This is a genomic window from Streptomyces djakartensis (assembly GCF_014651075.1).
Taxonomy (GTDB): Bacteria; Actinomycetota; Actinomycetes; order Streptomycetales; family Streptomycetaceae; genus Streptomyces; species Streptomyces djakartensis.
Map to the genome: position 1 here is coordinate 195,543 of NZ_BMWE01000009.1, position 13,546 is coordinate 209,088.

The 13,546-nt window shown below is 70.4% G+C and carries 11 protein-coding genes; 4 read left to right on the plus strand and 7 right to left on the minus strand.

Annotated features, from left to right (window positions below; all coding sequences use genetic code 11):
• Positions 1-14: 14 nt before the first annotated feature.
• On the minus strand, positions 15-947 hold the full coding sequence (locus tag IE212_RS17565) for a PaaX family transcriptional regulator C-terminal domain-containing protein (protein WP_190198806.1): 933 nt from the start codon (positions 945-947) through the stop codon (positions 15-17).
• The gene (locus IE212_RS17570) at positions 947-1,603 is read right to left on the minus strand and encodes a GNAT family N-acetyltransferase (protein WP_229864397.1); all 657 of its coding nucleotides are present in this window, start codon (positions 1,601-1,603) and stop codon (positions 947-949) included. Before IE212_RS17570 ends, IE212_RS17565 begins: the two co-directional genes overlap by 1 nt.
• A gap of 124 nt (positions 1,604-1,727) precedes the next feature.
• On the opposite strand from IE212_RS17570, the gene IE212_RS17575 reads away from it, so the two are divergent.
• Positions 1,728-2,729: an alpha/beta hydrolase family protein gene (locus IE212_RS17575; RefSeq protein ID WP_190198807.1), complete on the plus strand. Its 1,002-nt coding sequence runs from the start codon at positions 1,728-1,730 to the stop codon at positions 2,727-2,729.
• Between the two features lie 90 nt (positions 2,730-2,819).
• Entirely contained in the window at positions 2,820-4,379 is a 1,560-nt protein-coding gene (locus tag IE212_RS17580) for a helix-turn-helix domain-containing protein (protein ID WP_190198808.1), read from the plus strand.
• A 2-nt stretch (positions 4,380-4,381) separates the two neighbouring features.
• Here the strand turns inward: IE212_RS17580 and IE212_RS17585 are convergent, their stop codons facing one another.
• On the minus strand, positions 4,382-4,930 hold the full coding sequence (locus IE212_RS17585; protein ID WP_229864399.1) for a DUF2399 domain-containing protein: 549 nt from the start codon (positions 4,928-4,930) through the stop codon (positions 4,382-4,384).
• A 175-nt stretch (positions 4,931-5,105) separates the two neighbouring features.
• Positions 5,106-6,245 carry a PucR family transcriptional regulator gene (locus IE212_RS17590; protein ID WP_190198809.1) on the minus strand — a complete coding sequence of 380 codons (1,140 nt, stop codon included), beginning with the start codon at positions 6,243-6,245 and terminating at the stop codon, positions 5,106-5,108.
• Positions 6,246-6,332: 87 nt separating this feature from the next.
• Here IE212_RS17590 and IE212_RS17595 point away from each other — a divergent pair, with 87 nt between their 5' ends.
• On the plus strand, positions 6,333-7,388 hold the full coding sequence (locus IE212_RS17595; protein WP_190198810.1) for a ferredoxin reductase: 1,056 nt from the start codon (positions 6,333-6,335) through the stop codon (positions 7,386-7,388).
• 7 nt (positions 7,389-7,395) lie between these two features.
• The gene (locus IE212_RS17600; RefSeq protein ID WP_190198811.1) at positions 7,396-8,514 is read left to right on the plus strand and encodes a fatty acid desaturase family protein; all 1,119 of its coding nucleotides are present in this window, start codon (positions 7,396-7,398) and stop codon (positions 8,512-8,514) included.
• 183 nt (positions 8,515-8,697) lie between these two features.
• On the opposite strand, the gene IE212_RS17605 is transcribed toward IE212_RS17600, so the two are convergent.
• From IE212_RS17605 to IE212_RS17615, 3 genes are all read right to left on the minus strand, one after another.
• Complete coding sequence (locus IE212_RS17605) at positions 8,698-10,026, minus strand: class I SAM-dependent RNA methyltransferase (protein WP_190198812.1); 1,329 nt, start codon at positions 10,024-10,026, stop codon at positions 8,698-8,700.
• Positions 10,027-10,136: 110 nt separating this feature from the next.
• Positions 10,137-12,188 carry an APC family permease gene (locus IE212_RS17610; protein WP_190198813.1) on the minus strand — a complete coding sequence of 684 codons (2,052 nt, stop codon included), beginning with the start codon at positions 12,186-12,188 and terminating at the stop codon, positions 10,137-10,139.
• A gap of 315 nt (positions 12,189-12,503) precedes the next feature.
• Positions 12,504-13,439 (minus strand): PfkB family carbohydrate kinase, encoded by a 936-nt coding sequence (locus tag IE212_RS17615; RefSeq protein ID WP_190198814.1) that lies wholly within the window; start codon positions 13,437-13,439, stop codon positions 12,504-12,506.
• Positions 13,440-13,546: the final 107 nt, after the last annotated feature.

Below are 13,546 nucleotides of genomic sequence, written 5' to 3' on the forward strand. Positions count from 1 at the left end.
TCAGTGCCGAGGTGTCAAGGCAGTCGACCACCCGGCGAATTCGCCAACTGCCCGCCGGCCGCGGGGTGCAGCGCGTCGGAGTAGAGGGCGAACAGGCGCAGGGCCGGAGTGCCGTCCGCGCGGGGGCCTCGCTCCAGTCGCTTCCAGCAGTCGGCGGCCAGACGGCGGGCGCGGACCCCGGGCCAGGGTTGTGGCAGGAGTTCCGGTGGCAGGAGGGGGTCGGGTCGCATCGCCGCGGCGAAATGGGCGGCGAGCTCGACCGCGTCGGTGAGCCGCCGGGCGTCCGACGGGCCCGGCCCCTCGGTGAGCCGGGTCAGGCAGCCTTCGGTGAAGGCGGCCAGGAGGTCGTACCGCCCGGCGATCTCGCTGAGTGGCCACAGTGCGGCGGCCAGGGCCCGCGGATCGGTGACGTCGCCGATGCGCAGGCCGGTGGTGGTGAAGCGGGTGAGGGTGTCGAGGACGCCGAGGTGCCGCGCTTGTGCGTCGACGAGCTCGGCGATGCGGTTCGCGCTGACGTACAGGCCGCTTTGGACGGGTGCGGCGCCGAGATGGAGGAGGTGCTCGCGCAGGGCGTCGCGGGCGGTACGGCGCGACTCGGGAACGGCGAAGGCGAACAGGTGCCATGTGCCGTCCCACGAGGCGAGTCCGGCGTCCTGCCGGTAGGCGTGGCGGACGTGGGCGGCGTCGGGTGCCAGGGATCCGGTCACGTCGGCCACGGCGTGCAGCGTGGCCTTGCGGCCGCGTCCTTCCTGCGTGAAGCGGCCTTCGGCGACCAGTCGTTTGACGCAGAGCCGGATCTGCTGGTCACTCATGCCGAGCAGGCCGGCGACGTCGTAGAGCTCGCCGGCGTCGACGGTGCCGTCCTCGCGGACCAGGGCGTGGACGACCAACCGGGTGGGGATCTCGGGCCGACCGGCCCCGTCGGCGGAGGCCGGGGTAGTGGTCATCACGCCCGCCGCTCGCTCACTGCGTCCGTGTCCGCGTCGGTGACGAGGCGGTGCATGGTGGTGACCGCCCCGAAACCCATGAGCCTGCGCAGGTAGGGGGTCCGCTCGGTGCGGTGGGCGGTGAAACCGTGCCGCTCGTACAGCGCCCTGGCTCGGGGGTTGGTGTCGATGACGTCCAGACGGACGCGCCGGCAGCCGTGGTCGGCGGCGACGGCGATGATCTCCCGCAACAGGAGGCTGCCGATGCCTCGGCTCCGGTGCGCCGGGTCGACGGCGATGCCGTCCATGACCAGTTCCCCCTCCGCGGGTGTGCGTTCGAACAGGGCGAGGAGCGCGAGCCGGGGAAGGCCGCGGAAGAAGCCGTAGGCGGACAGGACGTCCCTGACGCCGCCGCCGGTCAGCGCCCGGCCCTGGAGCCGGTAGCCGGCGACGCCGACCACCCGGCCCGCGGCGAGCGCGACGGCACCCCGGTCGTGATGGAGGTGGGCCGCGATGAACGCCCGCCCCGTGCCGGGCGGGCTGAGCGCCGGGGCGAGTTTGCGACCGAACGCCTCCCAGTACAGGGCCGCCACCCGTTCCTCGCTGCCCTCGGGCACACCCCTGTGCACCACGGGGCGGTTCTCCGCTCCTTGAGTCCAGCCGGTCCTTGCCACCACGCCACTCCTCGTCCAGCGACAAACCACCTTGCGCTATCAATACTAATACGTTCACTATGGATACGACCGTTTCTTGAATGATAGTTTTAGGGGGGCTGCGGTGTTCCGCTCACGGGGTGCGCCGATGCGGCGCCGGCGGCGATGGGCCGTATGGACGGTGGTGGGACTGCTGCTGGCCACCGGCGGACTCGCCGGGGTGGCGGCGTGGCAGAACACCTACGCCCTGCGCGAGGAGAAGGTGTCGCTGCGGCACGACGGAAAGCTGTTCGAAGGGGTGCTGGCCCGGCCGACTGGCGGCGAGGGGCCGTTCGGCCTGGTGGTGTTCGTCCACGGCGACGGGCCGATCGACGCGACGCACGAGACGTTCTACCGACCGCTGTGGGAGTCCTTCGCCCGCGCCGGGTACGCCTCGTTGTCGTTCAGCAAGCCCGGGATCGGGGGGTCACAGGGCAATTGGCTGGACCAGAGCATGGGCGACCGGGCTGACGAGACGCTGGCCGCCGTGGCCTGGGCACGCGACCGCCCCGACATCGACGGCCGCCGCATCGGCCTGTGGGGAGCGAGCCAGGCCGGCTGGGTCCTGCCCAAGGCCGCAGCCCGGGACCGGCGGTTGCAGTTCGTCATCGCCGTCTCCCCGGCCGTCAACTGGCTTCGGCAGGGCCGGTACAACCTCCTCGCCGAACTGGAGCGGGACGGTGCGACCCCCCGGGAGAAGGACGCGGCGCTGCGCCGGCGGGAGACCACCCTGCGCCTGCTGAAGCGGGGGGCCTCCTTTGACGAGTACCGGGCCGCGGTCGCCGACGTGGGCAGCATGACAGCGGACCGATGGAGGTTCATCGCCAGGAACTACCGCTCGGACGCGACCGCCGACCTGCGCACCGTGCGCGGCACGCCGCTCCTTCTGGTGCTGGCCGGTCATGACGTCAACGTGGACGTCACAGAGACCGAAGCCGTCTACCGCAAGGTCCTTCCCGCGGCGTCCCTGAGCGTCGCGCACTACCCCGACGCCACCCACTCAGACGTAGAACAACGCCCCGCCCAGCAGCAGGGCGAGCATCATGAGCAGGAGGACGATCAGCGCGACGGTGGTGGTCATGGGGTCCCTCGGTCGGTCCGGTGCAGGTGACCGATCATGGAAGGCAGACGCGTGTTTCGGCACGCGCACACTGTTGCGACTTCACGCAACGGCGCAAATGGGGTCGACGGAGGAGAGCGGATGCCGCAGGGGGAGCTGGTTCCGAGGGGACCGCGCACGATGGTCTTCCAGAAGGACGTCGACAGAGCCAAGGTCGGACCGGAGCGTTATGAACTGGCCCTTGCGCTGCGCGATCTGGCTCAACGCCTCGGAGTGTCCCTGAGTCGCTACGCGGTGCGCGTCTCGTGGGACCGATCCACCCTCTCCCGGTTCTTCAGCGGAGCGTTGGTACCTCCCGCCGAATTCGTCGAACAACTCCTGGAGAATGGCGACCGGGAGACCGGTACCGAGTTGACGCCGGCCGCCAAGGACGTGGTGCGCAAACTGCACCGGACCGCCCTGCGTGCCACGAGTCCGGCAAGTGGCGCCCTGCAGGACCTGCGGGACCAGCTGGCAGAGGCCGACCGTGACAACCGCCATTTCCAGCAGGAGGCCCGACTCCTGCGGGAGGTGATCCGCCGCGCGCAGGAGCAGCTCGACGAGCAGCAGTTGCAGCTGCGGCAGTTGGAGAACGCGGGGGCCGCCGAGCGCCTGGCTCACCGCGTCGAACTCGAGCAATGGTCCGACACCTTCGAGGCCATGCTCACCGAGCGGGATGCCCTGCGGGAGTCACTCGCTCGGTACAAGGCGGAACTGGAGCAGGCACAGCGCCGCGCCCACGAAGCCGAGCTGCGGTGCGCCGCGCTGGAACGGCAACTGGAGACCGCCGAGAGCGAAGCCGAGGAGAACGAGGCTCGGGGCGAGGCCGCAAGCGCCCTGCCCCCCGAGTCCCTCCGCGCGGCGACTGCGACCGGACAGTCCACGGCCCGTGACGGTGTCAGCTTTCATCTCGGCTTCGATGCGGCGCTGGGCGCCCGGCTTTGGCGGGCTCTTGAAGAGCAGGCACCCATGCCGCTGTCCGAGGAGAAGCTGCGTGAAATGGTCCCGCGACCCGGGATCTTCCAGCTGATCCGCAAGGTGCCGTACCTGTCACCGGAACTCGTCTACGTGGGCAAGTCCGAGCGGGCCCTGCCGGACCGGCTCGACACCCTCCGCCGGAAGATCCTGGGCCGAAGAGGGATTCTCCCGGAGGAGATGTACTTCACCTCCATGTACATCGAGGACGACATGTCGGCGGTCGCCCCCGAGCGGCTCGTCATCAGGTACCTGAAGGAGGAGCGCGGCGCCCGGCTCCCCTGGAATTCCAACGGGTTCGGCAACAAGGACGCGGGCCGGCAACGGGACCACTCGGAACTCAGCCCCCGGCATTTCAACATGGTCCACCCGATCGACCTGGACTGGGTCCTCCACGACGACGGAACGCGTCGAACATGGCCTCCGAAGGACTTCGCCGATTTCATCAAGGCCGGGCTCCCCTACCGTTTCAGGCACCAGCTGGGACCCGACTACCTGGAAGCCGCTCCGCTGGTAGTCCCGGAGGGTCCGTTGTCCGCGGACGCGGCGTTCCGCCTCCTCGCTCGGAGCCTCGGCGATACGTGGCAGATCAGCGCGCTCAAGGGGCACGTACTGCTGTACCAGGAGCACACCCGATACCCCAATGCCGTCCGCTACTACCGCGGCAGAAGCGTGCAGAACGCCTGAAGTCATGGAGCAGCTGTGCTCGGCAATGGCTCGGTACTCGTCGGATCTGCACCCGCCGCGCTCTCAAGCCGCGCTTCAGCCAGATGTCCAAGGTCCGTGAGCAAGTCGTCCACCACCGTCTCCTCCTCGACCCGGACACCGCACTCGGCGAGAGTGACGGCCAGGGCAGGGTCCCAGGGAGTCGCGGCGGGCGGACCCGTCAGGTCCGGGGCTTCGGCCACCGCGGTCACTGCCGCTCGGTAATCGGCCTCCGTGTAGCGCCACGGCCGCCAGGGGACGCTTCGCGCCAGTGCCGCGGCGATGCGCACACCGCCCCAGTCGAAATCGCCGTGGTGGAGGAGGCGGACTCCCCGCGTGGACAGGTCGCGCAGCAAGATGAGCGCGGCGGCCGACGGTTGCCCCTGGAGGCACACCATCGGCGGGCACGCCGGGCCGAGAGCGTCGGCGGCGGCGGACAGCACGGCCGGGTTCTCGCAGATGTGAACGGTTCCCGCCGCCACAACGGAGGCAACCGGTGCGCGACGGCTGAGGGAGCGGAGCGTCAGCGTCACGGCCGACAGTCCGCCCCTTCAACCCGGTCACTCCGGCCTTCGCCCACACCCTGCTCGACGCGACCGGCGTCCGCCTCGACCGACTCCCGCTCACTCGCGACCGAGTATGGCTGGGGCTGCGAGACGCGGGCCTGACGGATCGGTAGGTGAACGACTCGTGGTGGAACGCTCCCCGTCAGCCGGCCCGAAGACCGACCGCCAGCGTCAGTTCAAGGACCCGGTGTGGCGATGCGAGATCCGGAAACAGCTCCCGCAGCTGTGACATCCGGTACCGGACTGTCTGAGGATGGACGAACAACGCCGCCGCCACCTCGTCCCGCCTGCCCTGGTGCAGCAGCCACGCCCGCAACGTCTCCTCCAGCCGCTGTGCGGTCGCGGCAGGCAAGGGGCGCAACGGTGCGAGGGCTCGGGCACGCAGGTCTGCGAACGCGTCCGCGTCGGCGCTCAGCACCAGCTCGGGCAGGTGATCCTCGGTGTCGCGAATATCGCAGGAGAGGGAGCGCGCGCGTACGGCTCGTGCGTACGACGCGGACGCACGAGTCCATGGCCGGGCCGGGCCGACCACGGCGGTGCGGTCGGTCAGCTGCCGCAAGAGATGTGATCGGTCGGCATCGGGGACGAGCAGCACACCGGTGGTGTCCGGCAGATCGTCGAGGACGAGGGTGCTCGGGTCGAGCGCGCGGTAGGCGGGCCGGGCCTGGGCGGCGGGCAGCAGGACCGCGGTCAGCGAAACCGGAGGCTGCCACCCGGCCCGTTGAGCGGAGGCCAGCAGCACGTCCGGGCTCGCGCCGGCGAGGAGGTCGCGGGCCAGGTGTTCCAGGTGGCGCTCGTGGGCCCTGCCCCGGGCGGCCAGTTCGTCGGCGTGGCCCGCGGCGCTCGCGGCGGAGAGCTCGTCGATGTAGGCGAAGGTCAGCTCGGCGAACTTGGCGACCTCGGCGGCGGGCAGACCCGCGGGTACGGCACCCGCTGCCAGGCATCGCCAGGCCACGCGGGCGCCGACGCGGTAGGCGCTGAGCAGGGCGTCCATCGAGCGGCCGTCGCGCACCTCGCCGCGGCCCAGCTCGTAGGCCGCGTCACTGCCGTCGCCGCCGGTAGCGTTCCCGCTCGCGAGGTCCAGGTAGTGGCCCAGGGCGGTTCGGACGGCTCGGCGGATGGTGGCGCCCATGTGGCCCGAGAGGGCGCCTGCGTAGGGAGGGACCTCGTCGATGATCGCCTGGACGACCTCGTCGGCGGTGGTCTTCAGCGCGGCCCGAAGTGCGGTGACCGTCGTCTCGTCCAGCGCCAGTTCGCTGGCCCTCCGGATTGCATGGCTCACGATTTTGTTCCCTGCGAACAATTCTGTCGACCAAATTCACGTCCTTCGGTCAGGACTTTACGCCTTGCGGCGCACCAAGCTGGAGTCATGACGAGTACAGCCCTCCGCAGCAGGGCGTGGAAACTGCTGGAGATGGTCACGACGCCGTTGCTGCCGTCGGACTACCTCGACCTGGTCAGTCCGCTGCGTGCGGGCGCCGACCTGCGTGGGCGCATCGAGGCCGTGCACCCCGAGACGGGTGACGCGGCGACCATCGTGATCAGGCCGGGACGGGGCTGGCGCGGCCACACGGCCGGTCAGTACGTGCGGATCGGGGTCGACGTCGACGGGGTGCGCCTGTGGCGTGCCTACTCCCTCACCTCGCCGACGAACCGCCAGGACGGCCGCGTCACGATCACCGTGAAGGCGATCCCGGACGGCAAGGTCAGCAACCACCTGGTCCGCAGAGTGAAGCCGGGCACGCTGATCCAGCTCGACCAGGCGACCGGAGACTTCGTGCTGCCGCAGGCCAAGCCCGCCAAGGTGCTCTACCTGACGGCCGGCAGCGGCATCACGCCTGTGATGGGCATGCTGCGCGACACCGAGTTCGACGACGCCGTCATGGTCCACTGCGCGCCACAGCCACACGACGTGATCTTCCGCGACGAACTGCACGCCCTGGTGGCGGCCAGGAAGCTTCGGCTCACCGAGGTGCACACCGACACGGACGGCATGCTCGACATCGCCCGTCTCGACGAACTCGTGCCCGACTGGGCCGAGCGCGAGACCTGGGCCTGCGGGCCCGCGGGCCTGCTCGACGCCGCCGAAGAGCACTGGAGCGAGCACGGCGTCCAAGAGCGCCTGCACACCGAACGCTTCCGCCCCGGCGTCGTCGCGACCGGCGACGGCGGCGAGGTCACCTTCACCGCCACCGGCAAGACCGTCGACGCGGACGGCGCCACGCCGTTGCTGGACGTCGGCGAGGAGGCCGGCGTGCTCATGCCCTCCGGGTGCCGCATGGGCATCTGCTTCGGCTGCGTCACGCCGCTCAAGGCGGGCGCCGTCCGCGACCTGCGGACCGGCGAGATCACCGAAGCCGAGCCGGGCGTCCTCATCCAGACCTGCGTGTCCGCCGCGGCGGGCCCCTGTGACATCGAACGGTAGGAACACCTTGACCGCCATCGACCCCACCGCCCACCTGACCGCGGAGCAGATCGAGGAGCTCGGCCGCGAGCTGGACGCGATCCGCGACGAGGTGATCGCCGGCCGCGGCGAGAAGGACGCCGCCTACATCCGCAAGGTCATCTCGGCGCAGCGCAAGCTCGAGCTGGTCAGCCGGGGCGTGCTGCTGTTCTCGTTCTTCCCGCCCGCGTGGATCATCGGCACCGCCGGTCTGTCCGTGGCGAAGATCATGGACAACATGGAGATCGGCCACAACATCCTGCACGGCCAGTGGGACTGGATGCGGGACCCGAAGATCCACTCCACCACCTGGGAGTGGGACCACGTCTCGCCGGCCGACCAGTGGAAGCACTCGCACAACGAGCTGCACCACGCGTACACCAACGTGATCGGCAAGGACAACGACCTCGGCTACGGCATCATGCGCGTCGACGAGGACCAGAAGTGGCACCCGTTCCACCTCGGCCAGCCGCTGTGGAACTTCATCAACGCCTGCTTCTTCGAGTACGGCATCGCCGCGTACGACCTGGAACTCGGCAAGAACCTGAACAAGCGCCGCCGCAAGAACCCGGAGTTCCGCGCGCGGGCCAAGGCCGTGGGCCGCAAGATCCGCAAGCAGGTGCTCAAGGACTACGTGATCCACCCGCTGCTGTCGGGCCCGTCGTTCCTCACCACGCTCGCCGCCACGTTCACCGCGAACCTGGTCCGCAACCTCTGGTCCCACTCGGTGATCATGTGCGGGCACTTCCCCGAGGGCGTCCAGGTCTTCGAGCGCCGGTCGATCAAGGGCGAGACGCGCGGCCAGTGGTACCTGCGCCAGATGATGGGCTCGGCGAACATCAGCGGCAGCAGGGCCATGCACTTCATGACCGGCAACCTGTCGCACCAGATCGAGCACCACCTGTTCCCGGACCTGCCGAGCAACCGGTACGCCGAGGTCGCGGTGAAGGTGCGCGCACTGTTCGAGAAGTACGAGCTGGAGTACGTCACCGGTCCCCTGCCCAAGCAGGTGTTCTCCGCGTGGCGCAAGGTCTTCCGGCTCTCGCTGCCGAACAAGAAGCCCAAGGTCAAAACCCCGGACCGCGAGCAGGAGCTCGTCGCCGCCTGATGCGGCGGGCGTGGGGCGGTCGTGGCGGCTGACACATCCCACGATCACGTCGATTCGACAGCCACCATCAGCAACGCCGGGTCGGACAGCCTTCGCGAGCCAAGAGAGTGCTCCACACCGTGCGCTCGGGGAAACCGGTCGAGTCCACCCGGCCGCACCCGAGGCACCTGTGAAAGTCGCCGGTCAGAGGCCCTTCGCGGCAGGCTCGAGAATCGCCACGCACTCCACGTGATGCGTCATCGGAAACAGATCGAACGCCCGAAGCGTCCGCACCCGGTACCCCCCGTCCCGGAAGTACCCCAGGTCCCGAGCCAACGCCGCCGGATCGCAAGCCACGTACGCGATCCGCCGCGCCCCCAGCGAAGCCAGATGCTCCACCGTCTTCCGGCCCGCGCCCGCCCGCGGCGGGTCGAGGACGATCAGGTCGACCTCCGTGATGCCCGTGCGCGGCAGCACGCTCTCGACCTTGCCCTGTTCGATGCGCACCCGGTCGAAGTCGGCGAGGTTGTGCCGCGCGTCCTCCACCGCCCGCTTGCCGGACTCGATGCCGAGGACCGCGCCCTGCTCGCCGACCCGGTCGGCGAGGGCTCCGGCGAACAGGCCGACGCCGCAGTAGAGGTCGAGGGCCGTGTCCCCCTTGCGCGGGAGCAGGCCCTGCATGACGGCGGTCACCAGGGTGTCCGCGGCCTTCGGGTGGACCTGCCAGAAGCCGCCGTTGCCGACCCGGTGGGTCCGGCCGTCCGCGCGCTCGCGGACGAAGGGGCGGCCGTGGACGCGGTGGACGCCGCCGGAGCGCTCGTCGACGCGGAGGACCGACACCGGGCGGTCCAGTTCGACCAGCGGGAGGCGGGCGCCCGGCTTCGGCGTGAGCACCACCTGGCGGTCCTGTGAGCCCGTCGCCGCGATCGCCTCGACGGAGTCCATGCCGGTCCAGTCACGCTTTTCGATGCCCAGCTCGCTGACGCCCTCCGCGGCGATCATGCAGTGGTCGATCGGCTCGACCTCGTGCGAGCGGTGCCGGCGCAGACCGGCGCGGCCGTCGGCGGTGACGGCGTACTGGACGCGGGTACGCCAGGCCGGCACCTGACCCGCGGGCACCTTGTCGCCCTCGGCGGGCACCACCGTGCCGTCCCAGCCGGCCTCCTCCGGGGTGAGCCCGGCGAGGTGCTGGAGCTGCTCGGCGATGACGTCGGCCTTCAGGCGGCGCTGCGCGCCCGGCTTGGCGTGCTGCCAGTCGCAGCCGCCGCAGCGGCCGGGGCCGGCGAACGGGCAGGGTACGTCGATGCGGTCCTTGGAGGCGTCGAGCACCTCCACCGCGTCCGCGCGCAGGAAACGCGCGCCCTGCTCGCCCTCGGTCACCCGCGCCACGACCCGCTCACCGGGCAGTGCGTGCCGTACGAACAGCACCTGGCCCTCGGACGTGCGGGCGATGCAGTGACCGCCGTGGGCGACGGGGCCGACTTCGACCTCGTACTCCTCCCCCACCAGCGACTTCCTCGGTTCTGCCTGCATGGCGGGGTGACTCCAAAACGCGTGAGGGGCGTGGGCCGAACGGAAACGGCCGGACAACAGCCCACCAGTCTACGTGGCTGCCGCCCGGCCGTTTCACACGAGCCGTCGCCTCACGACTTGTGCTCGGAGGACTCCTTCGGCCGGACCTGCGCCGGCCCCCGCCGCACCGAACCCGGCGCGTTCCACTCCTGCTGCCTGCGGGCCCGCCGCTTGGCCGCCTCGGAGGACTGGAGCTGGTACGGCACCGACGTCACCATGATCCCCGGCGTGAACAGCAGGCGGCCCTTCAGGCGCAGCGCGCTCTGGTTGTGCAGCAGGTGCTCGTACCAGTGGCCGACGACGTACTCGGGGATGATCACCGAGACCGCGTCCCGCGGCGACTCCCTGCGCAGGCTCTTGACGTACTCGATGACCGGCCGCGTGATCTCGCGGTAGGGCGAGTCCAGGACCTTCAGCGGCACGTCGATGCCGCGCCGCTCCCACTCCTCGCGCAGTGCCTTGGTCTCCGCCGGGTCGACGTTGACGCTCAGCGCCTCCAGGCTGTCCGAGCGCATCAGCTTGGCGTAGGCCAGGGCGCGCAGCGTCGGACGGTGGATCTTGGAGATCAGGACGACGGAGTGGATGCGGGAGGGCCGTACGCTGTCGTCGCTCGGGCCCTCGGGGGCGGCGATCTCCTCGGCGACCCGGTCGTAGTGCTTACGGATGGCCGTCATCGTCGCGTAGAAGATCACCATGCCGAGCAGGGCGACCCAGGCGCCGTGCGTGAACTTCGTGCCGAGGACGACGACGAGTACGAGGCCTGTGAAGAAGGCGCCGAAGGCGTTGATGGCCCGCGAGCGGACCATGTGCCGGCGTTTGGCCTGGTCCGTCTCGGTGGCCAGGTGGCGGTTCCAGTGCCGGACCATGCCGGTCTGGCTCAGCGTGAAGGACACGAACACGCCGACGATGTAGAGCTGGATCAGGCGGGTGGAGTCGGCGCCGTAGATCCACACCAGCAGTCCGGCGGCGCCCGCGAGGAGCACGATGCCGTTGGAGAAGGCCAGGCGGTCGCCGCGGGTGTGCAGCTGGCGCGGCAGGTAGCGGTCCTGGGCGAGGATCGAGCCCAGCAGCGGGAAGCCGTTGTAGGCGGTGTTCGCGGCGAGGAACAGCACCAGCGCGGTGGCCGCGGCCAGGACGATGAACAGGAAGCTGCCCTTGCCGAAGACGGCCTCGGCGACCTGGGAGATCACCGGGTTCTGGACGTAGTCCGGGCCGAGCGGGACGCCGTTGTGGACGAGGTCCTCGGCCGGGTTCTCGGCCATGCGGACGTCGCTCGCCATGGCGAGGCCGATGATGCCGCAGAACATGGTGACGGCCAGCAGGCCCATCATCGCGAGGGTGGTCGCGGCGTTCTTCGACTTGGGCTTGCGGAAGGCCGGCACGCCGTTGGAGATCGCCTCGACGCCGGTGAGGGCGGCGCAGCCGGAGGAGAAGGCGCGCAGGAGGAGGAAGACCAGGGCGAAGCCGGCCAGCCCCTGGTGCTCGGGCTTGATGACGTAGTCCGCGGTGGGTGCCCGCATGGTGTCGTCCAGCACCAGTCCGCGGAAGGCGCCCCAGGCGATCATGGTGAAGACGCCCGCGACGAAGATGTACGTCGGAATCGCGAACAGCGAGCCCGACTCCTTCACCCCGCGCAGGTTCATCAGCGTCAGCAGCACGATGACGCCGATCGCGCAGAGGACCTTGTTCTCGACCACGAACGGGATCGCCGAGCCCAGGTTCTCGATGCCGGAGGAGATCGACACCGCGACGGTGAGGACGTAGTCGACGAGCAGCGCGCTGGCGACCGTGAGTCCCGCCTTGGGGCCGAGGTTGGTGTTCGCCACCTCGTAGTCGCCGCCGCCGCTGGGGTAGGCGTGCACGTTCTGCCGGTACGACGCCACCACGGTGAACATCAGCACGACGACCGCGACGGCGATCCACGGGCTGAAGTGGTACGCCGTCACTCCCGCGATCGACAGGACCAGCAGGACCTCGCCGGGCGCGTACGCGACGGAGGACAGCGGGTCGGAGGCGAAGACGGGGAGTGCGATGCGCTTCGGCAGGAGCGTTTCCCCCAGCCGGTCGCTGCGCAGTGCGCGCCCGATCAGGATCCGTTTGGGCACGTCGGTCAGTTTGGACACAACAGAGGATCGTAAGCGTTCGATTGCGGGCTCGCCCACTCGCCCACCCCTCATCGCTGTTCCGTCTGCTCTCCGAGTGAATTCAGGGGCGGCTGCGGCAGCGGATTCCGCAGGTCACACGCTTCACATGCCTATATGACTAAGCTCCCCCGACTCCTGCCCGCCGCCATCCTCGGAGGCCCCATGCACCCGACCGCAGAACTGATCGGCGCAGCGGCCACACTGGTCGTCCTCGGAATTCTCACAGTGGCGAGCGTGCGGAGCATCAGCCGCCGCAAAGGAGTGCCGCCGGGCGCGCGATAGGGGCCAGGCGCTTCAGCCGCGCTGCCCGCTTCTGACCCTGGCCGGCCCCAGTTCCGCCACCCGGGCGCGCAGTTCCTCCCGCCCGATGGCCGCCGCCCGGGTCGACGGGATGGTGCAGGCGTACGCGCCGGAGACCGTGCCGTGCAGGGCGCAGCGGTGGGGTGGCTCGGCGTTCAGCCAGGCGTGCAGGAAGGCGGCGGCGAAGGCGTCGCCCGCGCCGTTGGAGTCGATGACGGGGGCCGGGGGCGGGGCGGCGGGTACGTGGGTCAGATCGCCGTCGGCGAGCAGATACGCCCCGTCCGCCCCGGCGGTGGCGACGACCAACCGGGCCCGGCCCCGCTCGGCGATCCGCCGCATGGTGCGCTCCGGGTCGGCCAGTGCCGCGGTGGACAGGAACACCAGGTCGGCTTGGTGGGCGAAGGGCTCGTGGTAGGGGTTGGACCCGTCCCAGTCGTGCAGGTCGGTCGAGATCGTGATGCCGGTCTCGCGCAGGACGGGCAGCGCGTGGGCGCACGGCTGGGTGATGACCACGTGGGCGTGCCGGCTGGCGGCCGCCAGTTGTCGCACCGTGGCCTCGGGCAGCCGGTCCGGGTCAGCCGCGCGCGTGGCGTCGTACAGGGACACGCGGCTGCCGTCGGGGCCGACGAGGTTGACCGCGCGCTTGGTGCCGAGCGGCTGCGGGACGGCGGTGAGGGCGATGCCGTGGTCCCGGTGCAGGGCGCGGACCAGCTCACCCTCGGGGTCGTCGCCCAGCATGTCGAGGTGGTGCGTGCGCAGCCCCAGTTCGCTCGCCTGGAGAGCGAAGAAGTCGCCGCTCTGGCCGGCCCGCGTCACGATCCCCTGCCGGATCATGTGGCTGTCCGCGAGCGGCACGGGCAGCTCGGGCACGTGCACGATCGTGTCCACACCCGCGCCGCCCAGGACCAGGACGTCGATCTCGGAGCTCATGGCGATTTCTTCCTCCCCCGTGGCCGCCCCCGCACAAGCCCTGCCCACGCGCCGGCGCAGCCACACCCCCTGGCAGGGCCCCCGGCGCCCCCTGCGGCTTTGCCGAT